Origin of the sequence: [Clostridium] colinum (assembly GCF_940677205.1) — a bacterium.
GTDB classification, from domain to species: domain Bacteria; phylum Bacillota; class Clostridia; order Lachnospirales; family CAG-274; genus Tyzzerella; species Tyzzerella colina.
Map to the genome: position 1 here is coordinate 1,583,122 of NZ_OW712331.1, position 19,979 is coordinate 1,603,100.

The window sequence follows — 19,979 nt, forward strand, 5'->3', positions numbered from 1 at the left end:
ATAAATATTTATATATTATTTTATATATTATATCTATAAATATACATAATTTTTAATGTTATATCCAAAGTCTAAAATCTAAAAATATTTTATGTTCAGTTTAAATTTTTTAATTTCTTTTTTTATCTTTTTTTAATTTTGTCATACTTTCAAGGCCAATGGCAATAGTAGATGTATTATGTAATAAAGCCGATGTTGCCGGTGTTATAATTCCACCTAAGCCTAATAAAATTAGCCCTAAATTAAATCCAATAATAATACGATAATTTCTTTGTATTCTATTCATTAATAATTGAGATATTTCTCTTAAAATTACAATTTGTTCTAAACTATCCGAACTTATTGTAATATCTGCTATCTCTTTAGCAATATGAGCTCCTTCTTTCATAGCTATCCCAGCATCTGCATAAGAAAGTGCTGGCGAATCATTTATTCCATCTCCTATCATTAAAACTGTGTGTCCATTTTCTTTAGCCTCTTTTACAAAATTAGCTTTATCATCTGGCAATACCTCAGCAAAATATTTATCTATACCAACTTCTTTAGCTACACATTGTGCCGTATATTCATTATCACCTGTCATCATAACAAGATTTTTAAACCCTTGCTTTTTAAGAGTTTTAATAACCTGTTTAGCTTCATTTCTTATAGGGTCTTGTATACATAATATACCTGCTAATTTTCCACCAATAGCAAGATATAAACGAGAATATTCTTTTTCTATTGACTCTATTTTTTCCTTTTCTTCTTCGTTTAACTCTACTTTTTCATCTTCCACTACAAAATGATAACTACCTATTAAAGCTCGCTCATTTTCAATAGTAGAAACTATACCATGAGCAACAATATATTCTACTTTTGTATGCATTTCTTTATGTTCTATGCCTTCATTTATGGCCTGACGAACTACTGCTCTAGCTATAGAATGAGGAAAATGCTCTTCTAGGCAAGCTGATATTTTTAATACCTCATCTCTGTCATACCCATTAAATGTGTATATTTTTTTAATAATAGGTTCTGCTTTTGTAAGCGTCCCTGTTTTATCAAATACAAATGTATCGGCTTCGGCAACTGCCTCTAAAAATTTTCCACCTTTAACTGTAATATTGTGTTCGCTACACTCTTTCATAGCCGATAACACTGCTAAAGGCATTGATAATTTAAGAGCACAAGAAAAATCTGCCATTAATATTGATAAAGATTTTGTTAAATTTCTTGTAAGTATTGCCGTTAAAACAGTCCCTGCTAAAGTATAAGGCACAAGATTATCTGCAAGCCTTTCTGCCTTTGACTGTATGCCAGATTTTAATTTTTCGGAGTTTTCTATCATATTTAATATTTTTTCATATCTTGTAGCCCCAACTCCATCTTTTACTTTAATCAAAAGCTCGCCTTCTTCTAAAACAGTACCAGCATATACATATCCACCTTCTTCTTTTTCAATTGGAACACACTCACCTGTTAAAGAAGCTTGATTAACCATACCTTCCCCACTAACAACTACTCCATCTACCGGTATCATAGTCCCTGTTCTTACAACAATAATATCTCCTTGTTGTATATTTGAAAAAGGTATTTGTATTTCACTATCTTCTGTTTTTATCCAAACTTTTTCTACATTAAGCGCCATACTATCTGCTAACGCATTTATAGATTTTTTATGTGTCCATTCTTCTAATAATCCACCTATTTCTAATAAAAACATTATAGACCCTGCTGTTTTAAAATCTTTTTGTAAGACAGACACACCAATAGCAATAGCATCTAAAACTTCTACTTTTAACCCTTCTTTAGCTAATGTAAAAATCCCTTTTACTATGTATCTAGCTGCCTTAAAGCATATAACAAAAAGACCTACAGGCCTTGGCACAAACATTTTCATTATAAATTTTTTTGATATTTTTTCTATCATTTTTTCTTTATAATATTTATTAGTGGCATTTGTGTTAGACTCTCTTAATTGAAATTGCTCTTTTGCCGTATTATACTGATACTCTTTCATAATAGCTAAAATATATCTTTTTTCAGACGAATACCAAATAGCAACACTTGCTGTTTTTCCATATATTTTAACTTTTTCTACTCCATCTTTAGATAAAAGATATTGTTCTAATATATCTTCTTGCTCTTTTGTTAGCTCTCTTATACCTATTTGAAAACGAATTCTTCCGTTTATAGAATGTTTTATCTTATATCTCATAACTACTCCTTTCCTAGTTAATTATAAATAAAAGAACTGTCCCTGAGAATTTTCTCAAAGGACAGCTATTTTAAAGTTATAACTATTAACTACTCTTTATCTTCTTCCTCTTCTACTGTTTCATCTTCAAAAAAACTTTCATTTTCTTGTTCGTATTCTGCTTCTGCTCTTCTAGCATTAATTTCTTGTGCTTCTGCTAAAATATCTTCTGCTGTTTCTTGCACTTTCATAGTTGTTGTCATTACACAATCTTTAACACGAAGTCCTGCTGCTAAAGTTTTTGTATATATATTTTTTGCATCTTTACTTGCTAATAACTTAACACCTACTGTACCAAATAAAGCTCCGCCTGCAAAAATACCTACATTTTTTAAAATTTTTCCTTTATTAACTATTTTGTTAAACATTTTTATCAACTCCTAAGTAAATTTTTATTTATGTTTGTATCCTGTATAAAAAACCATAGCCATACAAAATATAGTTGCATAAGCCCAAAATTTATGTTTTTTCATAATATCACTTCTTTCAAGGTTAGTTTAATTTTATTCTACACTAATTCAATATACTTTTCAACAAATATTTAGAAAAATAAAATATTTTGTCAATACTTGTTATTTTTTAAGACTTTTTATCACAATAATTGTACATTTTTAAAAATTATATTATAAAAAAAATGATACTTTATTTAAACCATATTCTGCAAATTCATTATATACATCTATATTTAAAGCCTTTTTAAATCTTTTTTTTGCTTTTTTATATTTTTCTCTGTTAAAACTAAAAACTCCCAAATTGTAGTTTAACATAGACCTAAATTCTCTTCTTGTTACCTGTAATATTATATGAGAAAATCCTAAAAAAGCTATAACTCCACCTAAAGCTATTATAATTTGGTTATTTAAAAATATGCCTATCAAAAATAAAGGAACACCTACTATTGCTATAATAGGGTTAAATTTAATATGAGCATATGCCAATCTATCACCTAACATATCTGCTTGTCCTTCTTTTTGAAAGTTATATACTCTAGATTTTGTTTCTTTTTGTTTCATTTTAGGCCTATATCTAGGTTTAGGTACTACAACATTATCTCCAAGCTCTTTAAATTCTGCTACTTCTCCACCTTTTATCTTAAATAATATATGAACGTCTTTTTTTAATTTTTTTAAATTTTCTGCTCTTACATTTTTGTTAACGTGCAATATATAATATTCCTCTTCTTTGTATGGCTCTAAAGTTTCTATAACTATTAGCTCTAGCTCTTTATTATATTCTATGTTAGTTTTAAAAATATAGCCTTTTGTGTCTGTAACATTCATTGTTTTTGTAGATACACTTTTTTCATCTAAAGCAGAGCTAAACTTTATATACCAATATATTTTTTGCTCTGTATCCTCTATCTCATTTTTAAATTTTTTATTTATTTCTTTTTGAGATGCATCTAATTTTATTTTTTTATCATTATAAGCCATTATATCCTCTCCATAACTTTTTGTTTATTTTATATCGACAAAATTTTATGCATTATTTAGTAATTTTCTACCAAATATTTTTCTAAACAATCTGTTATTTGCCTATAATAAGACATAAATTCGTTACTTGTTCTAAAATTTTCTATGTTATTATTTATTTCTAATGATAAAACTATATTAGCTGGTTTTTTTGCCAAAATATATACTTTATCCGATAAATAAATTGCCTCATTTATATCATGTGTTATAAATATTGTTGTTTTCTGTTCATATCTTGTCATATATTTAAACCATTCATATATACTTTGTTTAGTTATACTATCTAAAGCTGAAAAAGGCTCATCAAAAAGCATTAAATCACTTTCTTTTAAATATGCTCTTATAAAAGATACTCTTTGCTTCATTCCTCCAGATAGCTCATTGGGATATTTATTTATATGTTTTGATAGTCCAAATTTTTCTAACATAGGTATAGCTTTTTCATATGCTATATTTTTATCTATTCCTTTTATTTTAAATGGCAAACAAACATTATCTAAAACATTAATATATGGTATTAATAAATGTTTTTGTGTCATATAGCTTATATTTTTATTTTCTGCTGTAATATCTTTATTTTGTAAAAAAATTTTACCTTTATCTGCTTCTTCAAACCCTGCTAATATATTAAATAATGTTGTTTTTCCAACACCGCTTTTACCAAGAAAAGATACTATTTCTCCCTTTTTTAAAGTAAAACTTATATTTTTTATTATTTCTACATTATTATAAGATTTACATATATTTTCTAATCTTATATAATCCATATTTTCTCCTTTATTCTGGTAAATAATCATTTGTAAAACCTTTATCTGTTAAATCTTTTGTTATTATACCCTTATCATATGCCCAACTATAAAATGTATTCCATCTTTTAGGGTCTATATAACCCCATCTTTCTACCTCACTTTTATATTGATTTGCAAGATATTTTTGGCTTTCTATAAGCATATTAACATCATACTCTGGTACATATTTATGTAATATTTTAGCACTTTCTTCTGGATTTTCTATTGCATATTCATAGCCTTTTTTTGTAGCCTGTAAAAATCTTTTGGCTATTTCTTCATTTTCTATTAAACATTTTTCACTAGATACTATAACTGGTGTATAAAAATCTAATTTAGGCTCTACATCTTTAAATTTTATAAAATTATAATCAAGTCCACTTACTTTTGCATTAATAACATCCCACGCTTCAAATACCCAAACAGCATCTACATTAGCTTGTATTGCCGATAATGCGTCTGTTACATAGCTATGATAAAGTTTTACTTTTTCAAAATCTCCTCCTTGGTTTTTCATAACTTGTCTTATTGTTTCTTGTTCTAAAACATTATCCCACGTTGCATATACTTTTCCTTCTAAATTTTTAAAACTATATATCCCATCTTCTTTTAAAGATAAAATACCAGAAGTATTATGTTGTATAATAGTAGCAATAGCTTTTATAGGAAATTTTTCATTTTCATTCATAGCCATACCAATAGTATCTTGAAAAGATATTCCAAAATCTGCTTTACCAGATGCTACTAATAGTGTTGTAGATTCCTCTGGAGGGTTTAATATTTCTAAATCGATTGAAACTTCATCATAAAATCCTTTTTCTAACGCTACGTATATTCCTGTATGATTTGTATTTGGTGTCCAATCTAATAAAAAGCTAACTTTATAATTTTGTTTTTTTTCTTCAATATTGTTTGTATTATTAACACACCCAACAAATATACTACATATTAAAAATATAAATATAATTTTATTAAATATTTTCATATTATTCTCCTAAAACTATTCTTTCCAGTATATTATTTTATTTTCTAAAAATTTTATAAATCTAACTAGTATTAAACTAAGTAAACTAATTACTATAATACTTGCAAACATTTTATCAAAGGAATATGCCTTTTTTACTCTAGTCATATAAACGCCTATACCCTTTTCTCCCCCAAGCCATTCAGAAACAACAGCTCCAACTATTGCATAAGTTGCAGATATTTTAAGCCCCGAAAAAAAACTTCTCATAGAAAGTGGAATTTTTATAATAAATAGTGTTTTTAAATAACTACTGTCCATAGATTTCATTAATTTTAACATATCTTCATCTATATTTTTAAATCCATTAAGTATACTTATAGTTATTGGAAAAAAACAAGTAAAAAATATAAGTAATATTTTGGGCATAATACCAAATCCGAACCAAAGTACAATAATAGGTGCTATAGCTATTGTTGGTATCGTTTGACTAATTATTAAAATAGGATATATTGCTTTATTAAAAATTTTATACCTATCCATAATAATTGATAATATAAAACTAAATATTACACTTATAAAAAGCCCTATAATAGCCTCTAAAAGTGTAAAAACTGTATGATTAAAAATTAGTTTAAAATCTTTTATAAGCGCTAATAAAACATCTAATGGACTAGGCAACATAAATCTAGGTATAAGCTCTATATATGTTATTATAAACCATATTACAATTATTAATATAATTGTAAAAAAACTAATATATTTATTTATTATGTTTTGAAATTTTTTCATCTATACTCATCACTCCTAAAGGGTTGTAAGCTATTTTTATATATGTTAATATATCTTTAGCTCCTTCTTTTTCTGCTATTAGTATGCTTTCTTTTAAAATACCTAATATTTCATCTAATTTGCCTTCTACAACAGTTTCAAATGGACAAACTACCATATTAAGTCCTTTATTTTTTATATTTTCTATTACTTTATCAATAACTTTTATTTTTTCTTCCTTTTCTTGTAAATTAGGTAATATTTGTATTGCCATACTTGCTTCATAACATTTTTTCATAAATACTCTCCTTTACATACATTTATTAATATTTATATAAAATTAAATAATAAAAAAGTGCAGAGGAAAAACACCTTTGCACATAAAATACAATCATATTCTTCCTACGCTGGCATTATCCAGTTCAGGTATAAAGGTTAAATGCTTCTATTAGCATTCTCTCAGCCAAGAAAACTTAGCACCCTCGAATAATATTAACTTAAATTTAGTATATTATCATTTTTTAATATTGTCAAGACAAAACGTTTATCTAATTTTTATACTTAAAAATTTCATAATAAAGGCAAACTAAAATTTATAAACAAAAGTAGATATTTAAATAGTATAATACGCAAATCTAGGTTTTAAAGAGGCTTTAGCCCCTTACATAAAAACCACTTACTTTATTCATACAGTAAATTAGCGTGATAATTTTGTTATTACAACGAAAGGTTATATACTTATATAGCCTTTACTTTTTATACTTATTATATAAATTACTTAATAATTGAGCATTTTTTTGTTTTCCAACTATAATTTCATATATCATATCTCTTATTGGTAAATCTGAAAAAGCTGACATAAGTATTCTATAAAATTCTATATTTTCTAGTTGGTCTTCTATACTATCATAAAACTCTTCTGATATATTATCATCTAAATCAATTTCTTCATAATCTTCTCTTAATTCAAAGTCTTTTCCTGTTAACATTTTATATAATTTCATAAATATATTTTTAAATTTTGTTTCATTAAGATGTATTTGTCTTAATGTATTTTTATCTTTTTCATCTTTAACAATATTATATAACTTTTCATAATATCTACTATTTTCATCTTGCTCTTTTATAGCTTCTCCTATGGACTCTATAATATGTGTTCTAAAATCATTTTCTAGTTTTTCTTCTATTTTATCATCTAAATCATTTTCTAAAATATCTTTTTTTTCTATTGTTTCATCTTTTTTTGAAAAATATGGATACATTATTTATCCCCCTAAAAAATTGTTTTTATATATTTATATGCTAAGAAATACTATATATTCATATTTTAACTATTTATATAAAACTATTTTTTAGATTTATTATTTATTAAATTTTAATAATATAAATTTTTTTATAAAAATACTTGCTTTTTTTTTATATAAAGTTTAAAATTCTTTAGTAAAGATTATTTACAAATTTAAAAATTTAAGGTTTAGTACATAAAATTTTATTTATTATGTGTACTTAAAATAAAAATGGTTTAAAATATACAATATCAAGTATAAATAATAATTACAAACTGTAGACAAAATACTCTATGAGTAATTTTTTTATTTTTATGCTTTGTATAAAAATTATAATCACAATATAAGGCTTTGCCTCGTATTATGCAAAAATCTAGATTTATAGAGGCTTTAGCCCTTATGCAAATAAATCAGCTTTTTTTCATACAGCACCTCAAAAAAATAATCTTGTTATTTTTTTGAAAGGTTATAGACTTTGTCTACAACCTTAAATGTAATTCATGTATTATTTTAAATCATATATTAATTTTATACTTATAAGTTTTTATATGTATATACCTTATTAATGTAAATTATCTATTATAATTTATATCTAGAAAGGATAAAAATATGGATAAAAATGTTTATGAAAGTCCTCTAAACTCTCGTTATGCAAGTAAAGAGATGACCCAAATTTTTTCTCCAGATAAAAAGTTTAAAACTTGGAGAAAACTTTGGATAACACTTGCAAAAGCTCAAAAAGAGCTAGGCCTTGACATTAGTGATGAGCAAATAAAAGAGCTAGAGTCCTTTGCCGATAATATAAATTATGATGTTGCAATAGAGCGTGAAAAAATAATAAGACACGATGTTATGGCTCACATATATGCCTATGGCGTTCAATGTCCAAAAGCTAAACCAATAATACACCTTGGAGCTACAAGCTGTTATGTTGGTGATAATACCGATATTATTATTATGAAAGATGCTTTAAATCTTATAAAAGGTAAAATTTTAACTATTATATCAAATTTATCTAAATTTGCTTTAGAATATAAAGCACTTCCTACACTTGCTTTTACTCATTTTCAAGCAGCTCAGCTTACAACAGTTGGAAAAAGAGCTTGCCTTTGGATACAAGATTTAATGATGGACTTAGAACAAATAGATTTTTGCCTTGAAAACTTAAAATTATTAGGGTCTAAAGGTACAACTGGCACTCAAGCTAGTTTTATGGAGCTTTTTAATAATGATAATGAAAAAGTAAAAAAATTAGATTATCTTATAGCTGAAAAACTTGGATTTAAATCTGTTTTTTCTGTTTCTGGACAAACATATACTAGAAAACTTGATAGTATTGTTATAAATTTATTAAGTGGATTAGCTCAAAGTGCTACAAAATTTTCAAATGACATAAGACTTTTACAACATTTAAAAGAAATAGAAGAACCTTTTGAAAAAAATCAAGTTGGGTCTTCTGCTATGGCTTATAAAAGAAATCCTATGCGTTGTGAAAGAATAACAGGCCTTGCAAGATATGTTATTGTAGATGCGTTAAATCCTGCTATAACTACATCTACTCAATGGTTTGAAAGAACTTTAGATGATTCTTCTAATAAAAGAATAGCAATACCAGAAGCATTTTTATCAACAGATGCTATTTTAAATATTTATATAAATGTATCTGAAAATTTAGTTGTATATCCTAAAGTTATAGAAAAACACATAATGGAAGAACTACCTTTTATGGCTACAGAAAATATTATGATGAATGCTGTTAAAAATGGTGGAGATAGACAAGAATTACACGAAAAAATCCGCCAATATTCTATGGAAGCTTCAAAAGTTGTTAAAGTTGATGGTGGTAAAAATGACCTTATTAAGCGTATAGTAAATGATAAATCTTTTAATCTTACTATGGAAGATATAACAAAAATATTAGAGCCTAAAAACTTTATTGGGCGTGCTCCTATGCAAGTTTTAGATTATATAAATGAAGAAGTTACACCTGTTTTAGAATGTAACAAAACTAAACTTGTAGAAGGTAGCAAACTTACTGTTTAAGGAGGAGATAAAATGATTAGAGCAATAGTTGGTGCAAACTGGGGAGATGAAGGTAAAGGTAAAATAACAGACCTTTGTGCAGAACAATCTGATATAGTTGTTAGATTTCAAGGTGGGAGTAATGCTGGCCATACAATTATAAATAAATATGGTAAGTTTGCTCTTCATCAATTACCTTCTGGTGTTTTTAATCCTAATACAGTTAACATTATAGGTAATGGTGTAGCACTTAATATAGAATATCTTATGGAAGAAATAGAAAGTATTACATCAAAAGGAATAAAATTTAATCTTCTTATATCTGATAGAGCTCAAGTTTTACTACCTCATCACGTTCTTTTAGATATTTATGAAGAAGAACGCTTAGGTGATAGAAAGTTTGGATCTACAAAAAGTGGTATTGCACCTTTTTATGCAGATAAATTTTCTAAAGTTGGACTTCAAGTTTGGGAACTTTATGAAAAAGACTCTCTTAAAGATAAACTTAAGCATATGTATGAAAAAATAAATATTCAATTTAAATATTTATATAATAAACCAGAAATAGATTATTTAGAAATTTATGAAAAACTTTTAAAATATGCAGATATGATTAAAGAAAATGTAAAAGACACTTCAACATATCTTAGAAATGCTATTAAAGAAGGGAAAAATATACTTTTAGAAGGTCAACTTGGAGCTTTAAAAGATACAGACCACGGTATATATCCATATGTTACTAGTTCATCTACTCTTGCAGGCTATGCTAGTGTTGGTGCTGGTATACCTCCTCACACTATTAAAGAAATAACTGTTATAACAAAAGCTTATTCTAGTGCTGTTGGAGAAGGACCTTTTGTTAGTGAACTATTTGGAGAAGAAGCAGAAGAACTTAGAAAACGTGGTGGAGATTCTGGTGAATATGGTGCTACTACTGGACGCCCTCGCCGTGTTGGATATTTTGATGCAGTTGCTACAAGATATGGATGTGAAATTCAAGGTGCAACAGAAGTTTGTATTACTTGTCTTGATGTTCTAAGCTATATGGATACTATAAAAATTTGTACTGGCTATGAAATAGATGGCAAAGTATATAAAGACTTTTTAACAACTGAAGAACTTTACAGAGCAAAGCCTGTTTATGAAGAGCTTAAAGGTTGGAAAACTGATATTCGTGGTATAAAAGAATATAGTAATTTACCACAAGAAGCTAAAGATTATGTAGAATTTATAGAAAAACAACTAGGTGTTAAAATATCTATGGTTTCTAATGGTCCTAAAAGAGATGAAATTTTATTTAGATAATTTTTTATAAAAATTAATCAAAACTTTTTTATTAAATAAAAAGGCTGAGGATTTTCTTCAGCCTTAAACTATTTTAGTCTATAAAATCATCTAGTATATTAATAAGATTTACAGGTAAAACTTGATTTTTTATTAATATATTAAATATCTTTTCAGCATATTTTAAATCTTTGCTAAAATCTAAATATTCTTTATAAGATTTTTCATTATTATTTTGATTTACTGCTTTTATGCTAAATCCATATAAAATATTTTCATCAATATCTGTTTTAATAAAGTTATATTCTACTTTTATATCATTATTAAAGTCATCTTTTATAATAATACTATTTGTTTTTATTATCATATATTTCACTCCTTTTAATTAATTATACATATATGTCTTATTTATTTAAATATACTAATAGTATTATTACGTTAGAAAATATACATATTTTGAAAATATTTTTATATGTTTTTAACAATACTTAAAGTATTATATATAATTTGCACAAAAATATTTTATATATTATACTAGAAATAAAAAAATAATCAATAAATATACTTTTATTAATAATCAAATTGAAAATAAAATATTTTAGGTTAATTTTGTCATTTTTATACTTTACATAAAAATTTTAATCACAAAACAAGACTTTACCTGGTATTATGTAAAAGCTATATTTATAGGTTACTTTAGCCTTTGTACAAAAATCTGCTTTTTTCATACAGTGGCTTAAAAAAATAATCTTGTTATTTTTTTGAAAGGTTGTAGACAAAGTCTACAACCTAAATATTTATTAGTTTATACAATATCATTTATTGTTGTTATTTTAGTTTTACTATCATATGTTACACCTTTATCTAATAATTCACAAAAATCTCTTACTTTTATATAATTTTCTCCATCAGTATTTATAACTTTATAAGTCTTAGTTTTATTTTTATACTTATATTTTCTATCTACTAACATATACTTTACCTCCTCATTGTTATACCAAGTTTCTTGAAAATTTTTGAATGTATTATAAGTTTGAACTAAATAATTAGTTGTTCCATATTTTCTAAGTTCAAAATGAGGTTTGTCCTGTGGTTGCCAATCTCCACCCCAAGATAATCCAAATTTTTTCCCTATTTCTCCTACTTTAAAAAACCAATCACCACTATCATTATAAGCTCCTTTTCCATCATTTCTACATATGTCAAAAGCCATACCCCAGTTATGATTGCTATATGGATATTTTACCCACGTAATTATTTTACCTGGTTTTGTTCTTCCTTGTGCATATAAATTATTCTGCTCTTGTTTTGTTCTTAATGTATCTGTTATTTTTACTATTAAATTATGTTTTTCACATTCTTTTAAAAACTTTGGTATAATTATTTGTAAATCTGGATGTAATAAAGTTATATCTCTACTCATAAAATCACCTCTAATCTCTTATACCTTTTGTTGTTGGATTTATAATATTATTCCATAAAGAAACTAAAGCAAGACCCAATACATATGGATTTTTTAATGCATTTAACCCAATAGTAAATATGCTAGACCAACTTGTAAAATCTTCTGATGATACTTTATAATATACTAAAATAGGTGCTAAAAATGCTATAATTGTATTTATCCAAAATATAGGATTTTTAACCCTAGCTTTCCAATCTATTTTCATAAAAATATACTATCTCCTTATTTATATACTTGTCCATAGATATATAAAAATATATATCTATAATAATATATGCTAAATTTAATAAATTTGTTAATACTGTAATATATATACAAATTTAATTTTTATGATATAATATATATATTAATATAACTAAGGAGGAAAATATGTTTAGAACAATAAAATGGTATTTTAAGTTTATATTTTTAATGTTTATAAATTATCCTTGCTTAAAAAAAGCTGAAAAACTTTTAAAAAATAATGAAATAGAAAAATTTTATAATTATTGTTTTTCTCAAACTTCTAACTGGGCAATGAATCGTATAAAAGATAGCGGTGCTACTATAAATGTATATGGAAAAGAAAATATACCAGAAGATAAAAATGTAGTTTTTATAAGCAACCATCAAGGTGATTTTGATATAGCTATATTTATGGCTTTAATACCTAAAGAAAAAGGCTTTGTTGCAAAAATAGAACTACAAAAATTTCCTGTGTTAAGAACTTGGATGAAATATTTAGGTTGTGTTTTTATGGATAGAAATGATTTAAAACAATCTTTAAAAACAATAAATCAAGCAATAAAATTTATAAAAGATGGACATAGTATGGTTATATTTCCAGAAGGTACAAGAAGTAAAAGTGATAAAATAGGAGAATTTAAAGCAGGTAGCTTTAAGCTTGCTACAAAAACTAATACCCCTATTGTACCTGTTACTATTGATGGTTCTTACAAGCTAAAAGAAAAAAACAAAGGAATGATAAAACCTGACACAGTTAATGTTTATATCCATAGCCCTATCTATTTAGAAAATATGTCTAATGAAGAAAAAGAAGATTTACCTAACAAGGTAAAACATATAATAGAAGAAAAGCTCCCAAAAACTGTATAATGAAAGGCTAAAATAAAAATGAATAATATTAAAAATTATAAAAATTTAATTTTTTTAAGTCTTATTGGTATACCAATAGGAGTTGTTGTAGGAATATTAGACACTATTTTTGGTAAAGTTTTATTAAAAATAACTGATATAAGACAACAATTCCCATTATTTTTAATACCTTTTTTAGCTTTATCTGGTGTAATAATTGTATATTGTTATAATAAATTTGGTGGTAAGGCTTCAAAAGGTATGAGCCTTATTTTTGAAGTAGCCCAAAATAAAGAAGAAAAAATCCCTTTAAGGTTAATACCTTTTATTATTTTAAGCACCTGGCTAACTCATTTATTTGGTGGTAGCGCTGGTAGAGAAGGTGTTGCTGTACAAATAGGAGCTACATTTTCTAACTGGGTTAGTCAAAAAATAAATATACAAAACGCTAATAAAATTTTTTTAATAACTGGTATGTCTGCTGGTTTTGCTGGTTTGTTTCAAACACCAATTGCCGCAATATTTTTTGCTATTGAAGTTTTAATAGCTGGTGCTATACATTATGGCGCAATACTTCCTGCTATTACTGCCTCTTTTACTGCTAGCACAGTATCTCATTTGCTAGGACTTGAAAAATTTACATTTTATTTATCATCAAATATAAATTTAGATTTTACAACTATTTTAAAACTAATTATTTTAGGTATTATTTTTGGATTAGTTGGTGGTAGCTTTGCTGTATGTTTAAAATATATAAAATCTTTTTTTACAAACAAAATAAACAACCCTATAAAAAGAATTTTTGTTATAAGTATTATATTAAGTATAATATTTTTAATATTACATAAAGGTAGATATTCTGGCTTAGGTACAAATCTTATAAATGCTAGCTTTTATAATGAGCAAATCTATTATTATGATTGGATATTAAAATTTATTCTTACTATTTTTACTTTGTCTATTGGGTTTCAAGGTGGAGAAGTAACCCCTCTTTTTTCTATTGGTGCTAGCTTAGGAGTTATATTAGCTACTATGTTTAATTTACCAATAGAATTTGTAGCAGGTCTTGGTTATTTAAGTGTATTTGGAAGTGCAACAAATACATTTTTAGCTCCTATCTTTATAGGCGGAGAAGTTTTTGGATATGAATATATGCCTTTTTATTTTATAATTATGGTTTTTGCCTATACATTTAATTTTAATAAATCAATTTATTCGTTACAACAGTCTAATAATCTATAATAATAAATATTTTAAACAATATTTTGTTAATTTTTAAAGTTATTTTAATATATATTTTTTATTTAGGTAAAAATTATAAAATTTATATTTTTATAAACTTTAATAACTATATAAAAAATCTACTTTTTATATAATTTACTTAATTTAAAAAGGTTGTAGACAAAGTCTACAACCTTAATTTGTATCCTTATTTATTATTGCATTATACTAATTATCAAATATTTTATTTATAGCATATGCAACTCCACCTTCATCATTTGTTAATGTAACCATATCACAACGGTTTTTTACAAAGTCATCTGCATTACCCATAGCAACAGAAAAATTTGCAAAATTTAACATTTCTAAGTCATTTTCACTATCACCTATAGCTACTACTTCTTCTTGTTTTATACCAAGCATATTTGCATAATATTCTAATGCTGCACCTTTAGATATTCCCTTTTTCATTACATCTAAACAATTTTTTGCAGATATAACAGCACTTATATCATCTAATTGTCTAAATTTATTTTGTATATCTAAAAGTTTTTCTCTATCATCTTCTAATATTACCATTTTTAAAAATTCTTTTTCGTTTATTAATTTATCTAAGTCTTCTTCATATTTATAATCTAAAGACATACTTAACTGTTTTGTATAATGAGTTAATATTTCTTTAAGCTCGTCTCCCATATTTTCTTTAGATGTAGAGTAACTTTCTGTTAAAGTATACATTTTTGCTTTTATATTATTATTTAAACAAATATGTACCATTTTTTTCATAGTATCTTTTGGTATATAGTTTAATTGTATAATACTATTATCTTTTAAATCTCTTATAGAAGCACCATTGCAACCTATTACTATTTCTTCTTTAAATCCTGCCTCATCCATATAATCTTTTACTAATATGTCATTTCTACCAGTAGCTATAACAACTTTTATCCCCTTTTCCAAAAGCATATTTATAGCTTTAATATTATCTTCATGTATTTCTCCATTATGTTTTATAAGAGTATTATCACAATCTATCGCAACAAGTTTATATTTCATACCTACATTCTCCTATATTTCTTTTATAATTTTTATATGTATAGGTGGATAGTTAGGTCTATTTAAAAACTCTGAAATTATAACAGTGTATTTATTATAATCTAAATTTTGTACAAAATTTAAAATTGCCTGTTTTTCTTCAAACCCTGTATCTCCACCTTGATAAACACAAAGGCTTATAATCCCTTTTGTTTTTAAAATTTCCAAAGCTTTTTTTATAGCTATTATACTTGTATGTGGCTTAGTAGCTATGTTATGATTTGCTTTTGGCAAATATCCAAAGTTAAATACAACACAAGATATATTACTTTGTTTAATATATTTATCAATATTTTCGTGTCCATCTAATATAAGTGATACATTATTATATAAATTATTTTCTTCAAGTTTCTTTTTTGTAGAGATTAATGCTTCTTCTTGTATATCAAAAGCATATACAAATCCATCATTTCCTACTAATTGACGAAGAAACAAAGTATCATTACCTCTTCCCATTGTAGCATCTATTACTACATCTTTACTTTGTACATTTTCTTTTATAAAATCTTTAGCAAGCTTAGTTGTATTTATTTTCATATACCACCTATTAAACTATTTTTAATGTTAAATCTTTAAAATCCCATATATCTGTAACAATATCTTTATAAAATTCTGGTTCGTGACAAACCATAAGTATAGTACCTTTATATTCTTTTAAAACTCTTTTAAGCTCATCTTTAGCATCTTTATCTAAATGGTTTGTAGGTTCATCTAAAATAAGAATATTTGTTTCTCTGTTCATTATTTTACAGAGTCTTACTTTAGCTTGTTCTCCACCGCTTAAAACATATACTTTACTCTCTATATGGTCTGTTGTTAAAGAACATTTAGCTAGTGCCTGTCTTACTTCATATTGAGTAAAAGATGGAAATTCATCCCAAATTTCTTCTATACAAGTTTTATTATTATCTTCTTTTATCTCTTGTTCAAAATACCCAATAAATTGATTTGCACCTTCTAAAACTTCACCGCTAATAGGTTTAATCTCTCCTAATAAACTTTTTAAAAGAGTAGTTTTACCAAGCCCATTAGACCCAACTATTGCAACTTTTTGTCCTCTTTCTAATAATAGATTTAAAGGTTTACATAATGCTTCATCATATCCTATAACAAGGTCTTTTGTTTCAAAAATAAGTCTATCTGATGTTCTTGCTTGTTTAAACCTAAATTCTGGTTTTGGTTTTTCTTTAGATAACTCTATTATATCCATTTTATCAAGCTTTTTTTGCCTTGCTCTAGCCATACCAGCGGTAGCAACCCTTGCTTTATTTCTAGATATAAAGTCTTGTAGGTCATTTATCTCTTGTTGTTGTCTTTCATATGCTGCCTCTAGCTGTCTTTTATTTTGCTCATAAAGACGTAAAAATTCTTCATAGTTACCTACATATCTTGTTAATTTAGCATTTTCAACGTGATATATAAGATTTACAACGCTATTTAAAAACTCTAAATCGTGCGATATTAAAATAAATGCATTTTCATAGTTTAAAAGATATTCTTTAAGCCACGCTATATGTTCTTCATCTAAATAGTTAGTAGGCTCATCTAAAAGAAGTATATCTGGATTTTGTAAAAGTAACCTACCTAATAATATTTTTGTCCTTTGACCACCAGATAAATCGTCTACATTTTTATCAAGCCCTAAGTCGTAAAGCCCAAGCCCTCTAGCTATTTCATCTACTTTTATATCTATATTATAAAAATCACTCATATCTAATATATCTTGAAGATTAGCAGCATTATCCATAAGCTTGTTCATCTCTTTTTCATCTGCTTCACTCATTTTCATATAAGTTTCATTTAGCTCTTTTTCTATATCAAATAAATATTCAAAAGCAACTTTTAAACTATCTCTTATGCTATCTCCCTTTTTAAGCTCTGCATGTTGGTCCATATATGCTACTCTAACACGATTAGACCATTCAATAGTCCCTTCATCTGGCATAAGCTTATTTGTTATTATCTTCATAAATGTAGATTTTCCTTCGCCGTTAGCTCCTATAAGCCCTACGTGTTCGCCTTTTAATAGCCTAAAAGATACATCTTCAAAAATTGTCCTGCCACCAAAAACGTGGCTTACATTTTTTACTGTTAGAATACTCATACAATAAAAGCTCCTTTTCTTTTTTACTAATTTATATAATTATACCATATTAAATTAATATATTAAATGTTTTTATAATTTTGTTTATTTATTTTAAAAAATTTATTATATTAAATATATTTATAAATATCAAAAATAATAAAACGCCTATAAAAAATTTTTGTGTTTTATTATTATTCATTTTCTTTGCTATTTTACTTCCTATCAATGCTCCAAAAACTCCACCAAAACACATTACTATAACATTAGTATATATAAAGTTAGGTAAACCTGTATATATAGTTAATATTAAACTAGATAACTGAGAAAAAAATACAATAATTAAAGAAAACAAAGTTGTTTGTTTTGCATCTAATGAATAAAAATAGTATATAATAGCTATGTTTAAAGGTCCACCACCTATACCTAAAAAAGATGATATTATCCCAAGTAATGTTCCTAATATTATAGTTATTGTTTTAGACTTTATATTTTTAGATTTTAATTTATTTTTTACAAACATATATCCTAAAATAAAAATATTTATTATAAATAATAAAATAGACTGTATTAGTCCAATTTTACTATTTTCAAAATATTTCATAAAAAATCCAAATATTTGCTTTCCTAATATACCTCCTATACTAGCTCCTAGCCCAAGAAAAATAGCTAAAACATAATTTATTTTTGCATATTGACTTTTAGACATATACAAAGATACAATAGCCATAGATAAAACTGTACAACCAGATAAAAAACTTAATGTAGCTATGTTCATAATATTTAAACTATCTATTATAGGCTTTATTATTATTCCTCCGCCTATGCCGCTAATGCTTCCAACCATACAAGCAATTAAACATACAAAAAATAATACTATATTCATATTAACCTCTTTTTATTTATTTTCTATATATTTCATATAATTTACAACCATTAAAGCAAGTTTAAAAGTTAAAGCATCATCAAATGTTCTTATATCAAGCCCTGTTGTTTTTTGTATTTTTTCTAGCCTATATGTAAGCGTATTTCTATGTATATATAAATTTCTAGATGTTTCTGATATATTTAAATTGTTTTCAAAAAACTTATATACAGTAGTTATAACTTCTTCATCAAAAATTTCAGATATATTTTCTTTAAAAACTTCATTCATAAACATTTTACACAAATTCATTGGCAATTGATATATTAATCTTCCTATACCAAGAGTATTATATCCTATAATATTTTTTTCATTATAAAATATATCTCCCACTTCCATAGACAGTTTAGCTTCTTTATAAGATTTTGAAATATTTTTTAAATCATTTACAATAGTTCCATATGCAACTTTAGCTTTTATCATAATTTCTGTATTAAACATGTCAACTAAAATATTTGCAACTTTTTCTACTTCTTTATATGATATATCTTCCCCTAAATCTTTTATTATTATTATGCTTTTTTCATCTATTTCTGTTATATAGTCTCTTTCATTTTCTGCAAATATATGTTTTATCATCTCTAAAGAGTTACTATCTTTATTATTATAAGGCTTTATTATCATAACTACTCTATTAACGTTATTTTCTATACCTAGTTTTTTAGCTCTATTATAAATATCTACTAAAAGCATATTATCTAAAAGTAAATTTTGTATAAATCCATTTTCATTTAGCCTTTCTTTATATGCTAAAGATAAATTTTTTAATTGGCTAACACAAATTTTACCTATCATATGACTATCTTCATTTGACCCTTTTGTTATAACAACATATCTAGAATAAGCATCATCTGTTACTTTAAAAAAATTATAGTCTAAAATAACCTGCATATCTGCCATAGACTTGAAAAAATCTTTAATATAATTTTTATATATTCCCTCTTCTTTAAATGTTGTAGCACATATTTCTCCATTAATATTTGCCACACATAAATCTACTTTACTTATTATTTTTAAATCATCTATAACCTTTTTTATTACCTTATTACTAAGCAATTTTCCACCTCCTATTTATTTCTTCTTACTATAAATTTATTTAATAAATATTTTTTATATCATATATAGACAAATATATATATACGGTAATATATAAAAAGCTAAAATAATATTTATAAAATAAATTAACTCCCTCTTATTTATTTTCATAAAATTCTCCCTTTATTCTCTCTTTATAATAACTTAAAGGTATGATTAATAACAAAAAATTTATTAAATCATACCTTTTAAAAA

20 protein-coding genes and 1 riboswitch are annotated in these 19,979 nt (G+C 25.3%); of the genes, 4 read left to right on the forward strand and 16 right to left on the reverse strand.

Features of this window, described 5'->3' with window-relative positions; all coding sequences use genetic code 11:
- Positions 1–109: 109 nt before the first annotated feature.
- The 8 genes from NBW53_RS07770 to NBW53_RS07805 form a co-directional block, all read right to left on the reverse strand.
- Positions 110–2,200 (reverse strand): heavy metal translocating P-type ATPase, encoded by a 2,091-nt coding sequence (locus NBW53_RS07770; protein ID WP_250277707.1) that lies wholly within the window; start codon positions 2,198–2,200, stop codon positions 110–112.
- Positions 2,201–2,289: 89 nt separating this feature from the next.
- Complete coding sequence (locus NBW53_RS07775; protein ID WP_250277708.1) at positions 2,290–2,607, reverse strand: DUF6110 family protein; 318 nt, start codon at positions 2,605–2,607, stop codon at positions 2,290–2,292.
- 255 nt (positions 2,608–2,862) lie between these two features.
- Positions 2,863–3,672: a hypothetical protein gene (locus tag NBW53_RS07780; protein ID WP_250277709.1), complete on the reverse strand. Its 810-nt coding sequence runs from the start codon at positions 3,670–3,672 to the stop codon at positions 2,863–2,865.
- A gap of 56 nt (positions 3,673–3,728) precedes the next feature.
- Positions 3,729–4,478, reverse strand: a complete 750-nt coding sequence (locus tag NBW53_RS07785; protein WP_250277710.1) for an ABC transporter ATP-binding protein — start codon at positions 4,476–4,478, stop codon at positions 3,729–3,731.
- 10 nt (positions 4,479–4,488) lie between these two features.
- On the reverse strand, positions 4,489–5,484 hold the full coding sequence (locus NBW53_RS07790) for an ABC transporter substrate-binding protein (RefSeq protein ID WP_250277711.1): 996 nt from the start codon (positions 5,482–5,484) through the stop codon (positions 4,489–4,491).
- A gap of 15 nt (positions 5,485–5,499) precedes the next feature.
- Entirely contained in the window at positions 5,500–6,255 is a 756-nt protein-coding gene (locus NBW53_RS07795; RefSeq protein ID WP_250277712.1) for an ABC transporter permease, read from the reverse strand.
- A complete protein-coding gene (locus NBW53_RS07800) occupies positions 6,227–6,532 on the reverse strand; it encodes a thiamine-binding protein (RefSeq protein WP_250277713.1) in 306 nt (101 codons plus the stop codon). Before NBW53_RS07800 ends, NBW53_RS07795 begins: the two co-directional genes overlap by 29 nt.
- Positions 6,533–6,616: 84 nt before the next feature.
- Positions 6,617–6,728, reverse strand: a riboswitch (TPP riboswitch).
- Between the two features lie 255 nt (positions 6,729–6,983).
- Entirely contained in the window at positions 6,984–7,496 is a 513-nt protein-coding gene (locus tag NBW53_RS07805; RefSeq protein ID WP_250277714.1) for a hypothetical protein, read from the reverse strand.
- A 633-nt stretch (positions 7,497–8,129) separates the two neighbouring features.
- Here NBW53_RS07805 and purB point away from each other — a divergent pair.
- Together purB and NBW53_RS07815 are read left to right on the forward strand one after the other, a co-directional pair.
- On the forward strand, positions 8,130–9,563 hold the full coding sequence (gene purB / locus NBW53_RS07810; RefSeq protein WP_250277715.1) for an adenylosuccinate lyase: 1,434 nt from the start codon (positions 8,130–8,132) through the stop codon (positions 9,561–9,563).
- 12 nt (positions 9,564–9,575) lie between these two features.
- Positions 9,576–10,847 (forward strand): adenylosuccinate synthase, encoded by a 1,272-nt coding sequence (locus NBW53_RS07815; protein WP_250277716.1) that lies wholly within the window; start codon positions 9,576–9,578, stop codon positions 10,845–10,847.
- Positions 10,848–10,920: 73 nt separating this feature from the next.
- Here NBW53_RS07815 and NBW53_RS07820 read toward each other — a convergent pair whose 3' ends face one another.
- The 3 genes from NBW53_RS07820 to NBW53_RS07830 all read right to left on the reverse strand — a co-directional run bounded on the left by NBW53_RS07820 (position 10,921) and on the right by NBW53_RS07830 (position 12,496).
- Positions 10,921–11,193, reverse strand: a complete 273-nt coding sequence (locus tag NBW53_RS07820) for a DUF6514 family protein (RefSeq protein ID WP_250277717.1) — start codon at positions 11,191–11,193, stop codon at positions 10,921–10,923.
- A gap of 438 nt (positions 11,194–11,631) precedes the next feature.
- On the reverse strand, positions 11,632–12,249 hold the full coding sequence (locus NBW53_RS07825) for a M15 family metallopeptidase (protein ID WP_250277718.1): 618 nt from the start codon (positions 12,247–12,249) through the stop codon (positions 11,632–11,634).
- A gap of 10 nt (positions 12,250–12,259) precedes the next feature.
- On the reverse strand, positions 12,260–12,496 hold the full coding sequence (locus NBW53_RS07830) for a phage holin (RefSeq protein ID WP_250277719.1): 237 nt from the start codon (positions 12,494–12,496) through the stop codon (positions 12,260–12,262).
- 164 nt (positions 12,497–12,660) lie between these two features.
- Here NBW53_RS07830 and NBW53_RS07835 point away from each other — a divergent pair, with 164 nt between their 5' ends.
- The gene (locus NBW53_RS07835; RefSeq protein ID WP_250277720.1) at positions 12,661–13,386 is read left to right on the forward strand and encodes a lysophospholipid acyltransferase family protein; all 726 of its coding nucleotides are present in this window, start codon (positions 12,661–12,663) and stop codon (positions 13,384–13,386) included.
- A gap of 18 nt (positions 13,387–13,404) precedes the next feature.
- Positions 13,405–14,607, forward strand: a complete 1,203-nt coding sequence (locus NBW53_RS07840; protein ID WP_250277721.1) for a chloride channel protein — start codon at positions 13,405–13,407, stop codon at positions 14,605–14,607.
- A 207-nt stretch (positions 14,608–14,814) separates the two neighbouring features.
- Here the strand turns inward: NBW53_RS07840 and NBW53_RS07845 are convergent, their stop codons facing one another.
- The 5 genes from NBW53_RS07845 to NBW53_RS07865 form a co-directional block, all read right to left on the reverse strand.
- A complete protein-coding gene (locus NBW53_RS07845) occupies positions 14,815–15,642 on the reverse strand; it encodes a Cof-type HAD-IIB family hydrolase (protein WP_250277722.1) in 828 nt (275 codons plus the stop codon).
- Between the two features lie 12 nt (positions 15,643–15,654).
- The gene (locus tag NBW53_RS07850; protein ID WP_250277723.1) at positions 15,655–16,218 is read right to left on the reverse strand and encodes a class I SAM-dependent methyltransferase; all 564 of its coding nucleotides are present in this window, start codon (positions 16,216–16,218) and stop codon (positions 15,655–15,657) included.
- Between the two features lie 10 nt (positions 16,219–16,228).
- Positions 16,229–17,785 carry an ABC-F family ATP-binding cassette domain-containing protein gene (locus tag NBW53_RS07855; RefSeq protein WP_250277724.1) on the reverse strand — a complete coding sequence of 519 codons (1,557 nt, stop codon included), beginning with the start codon at positions 17,783–17,785 and terminating at the stop codon, positions 16,229–16,231.
- Between the two features lie 88 nt (positions 17,786–17,873).
- The gene (locus NBW53_RS07860) at positions 17,874–18,650 is read right to left on the reverse strand and encodes a sulfite exporter TauE/SafE family protein (RefSeq protein WP_250277725.1); all 777 of its coding nucleotides are present in this window, start codon (positions 18,648–18,650) and stop codon (positions 17,874–17,876) included.
- 12 nt (positions 18,651–18,662) lie between these two features.
- Positions 18,663–19,745: a PucR family transcriptional regulator gene (locus tag NBW53_RS07865; RefSeq protein WP_250277726.1), complete on the reverse strand. Its 1,083-nt coding sequence runs from the start codon at positions 19,743–19,745 to the stop codon at positions 18,663–18,665.
- Positions 19,746–19,979: the final 234 nt, after the last annotated feature.

What these genes read in the sequence shown, in the direction of transcription:
- NBW53_RS07780 (WP_250277709.1), bottom strand. Translation starts at nt 3,672, where the DNA reads ATGGCTTATAATGATAAAAAAATAAAATTAGATGCATCTCAAAAAGAA.
- NBW53_RS07790 (WP_250277711.1), bottom strand. Translation starts at nt 5,484, where the DNA reads ATGAAAATATTTAATAAAATTATATTTATATTTTTAATATGTAGTATA.
- NBW53_RS07785 (WP_250277710.1), bottom strand. Translation starts at nt 4,478, where the DNA reads ATGGATTATATAAGATTAGAAAATATATGTAAATCTTATAATAATGTA.
- NBW53_RS07855 (WP_250277724.1), bottom strand. Translation starts at nt 17,785, where the DNA reads ATGAGTATTCTAACAGTAAAAAATGTAAGCCACGTTTTTGGTGGCAGG.
- NBW53_RS07825 (WP_250277718.1), bottom strand. Translation starts at nt 12,249, where the DNA reads ATGAGTAGAGATATAACTTTATTACATCCAGATTTACAAATAATTATA.
- NBW53_RS07820 (WP_250277717.1), bottom strand. Translation starts at nt 11,193, where the DNA reads ATGATAATAAAAACAAATAGTATTATTATAAAAGATGACTTTAATAAT.
- NBW53_RS07795 (WP_250277712.1), bottom strand. Translation starts at nt 6,255, where the DNA reads ATGAAAAAATTTCAAAACATAATAAATAAATATATTAGTTTTTTTACA.
- NBW53_RS07840 (WP_250277721.1), top strand. Translation starts at nt 13,405, where the DNA reads ATGAATAATATTAAAAATTATAAAAATTTAATTTTTTTAAGTCTTATT.
- NBW53_RS07835 (WP_250277720.1), top strand. Translation starts at nt 12,661, where the DNA reads ATGTTTAGAACAATAAAATGGTATTTTAAGTTTATATTTTTAATGTTT.
- purB (WP_250277715.1), top strand. Translation starts at nt 8,130, where the DNA reads ATGGATAAAAATGTTTATGAAAGTCCTCTAAACTCTCGTTATGCAAGT.
- NBW53_RS07850 (WP_250277723.1), bottom strand. Translation starts at nt 16,218, where the DNA reads ATGAAAATAAATACAACTAAGCTTGCTAAAGATTTTATAAAAGAAAAT.
- NBW53_RS07845 (WP_250277722.1), bottom strand. Translation starts at nt 15,642, where the DNA reads ATGAAATATAAACTTGTTGCGATAGATTGTGATAATACTCTTATAAAA.
- NBW53_RS07860 (WP_250277725.1), bottom strand. Translation starts at nt 18,650, where the DNA reads ATGAATATAGTATTATTTTTTGTATGTTTAATTGCTTGTATGGTTGGA.
- NBW53_RS07775 (WP_250277708.1), bottom strand. Translation starts at nt 2,607, where the DNA reads ATGTTTAACAAAATAGTTAATAAAGGAAAAATTTTAAAAAATGTAGGT.
- NBW53_RS07800 (WP_250277713.1), bottom strand. Translation starts at nt 6,532, where the DNA reads ATGAAAAAATGTTATGAAGCAAGTATGGCAATACAAATATTACCTAAT.
- NBW53_RS07805 (WP_250277714.1), bottom strand. Translation starts at nt 7,496, where the DNA reads ATGTATCCATATTTTTCAAAAAAAGATGAAACAATAGAAAAAAAAGAT.
- NBW53_RS07830 (WP_250277719.1), bottom strand. Translation starts at nt 12,496, where the DNA reads ATGAAAATAGATTGGAAAGCTAGGGTTAAAAATCCTATATTTTGGATA.
- NBW53_RS07815 (WP_250277716.1), top strand. Translation starts at nt 9,576, where the DNA reads ATGATTAGAGCAATAGTTGGTGCAAACTGGGGAGATGAAGGTAAAGGT.
- NBW53_RS07770 (WP_250277707.1), bottom strand. Translation starts at nt 2,200, where the DNA reads ATGAGATATAAGATAAAACATTCTATAAACGGAAGAATTCGTTTTCAA.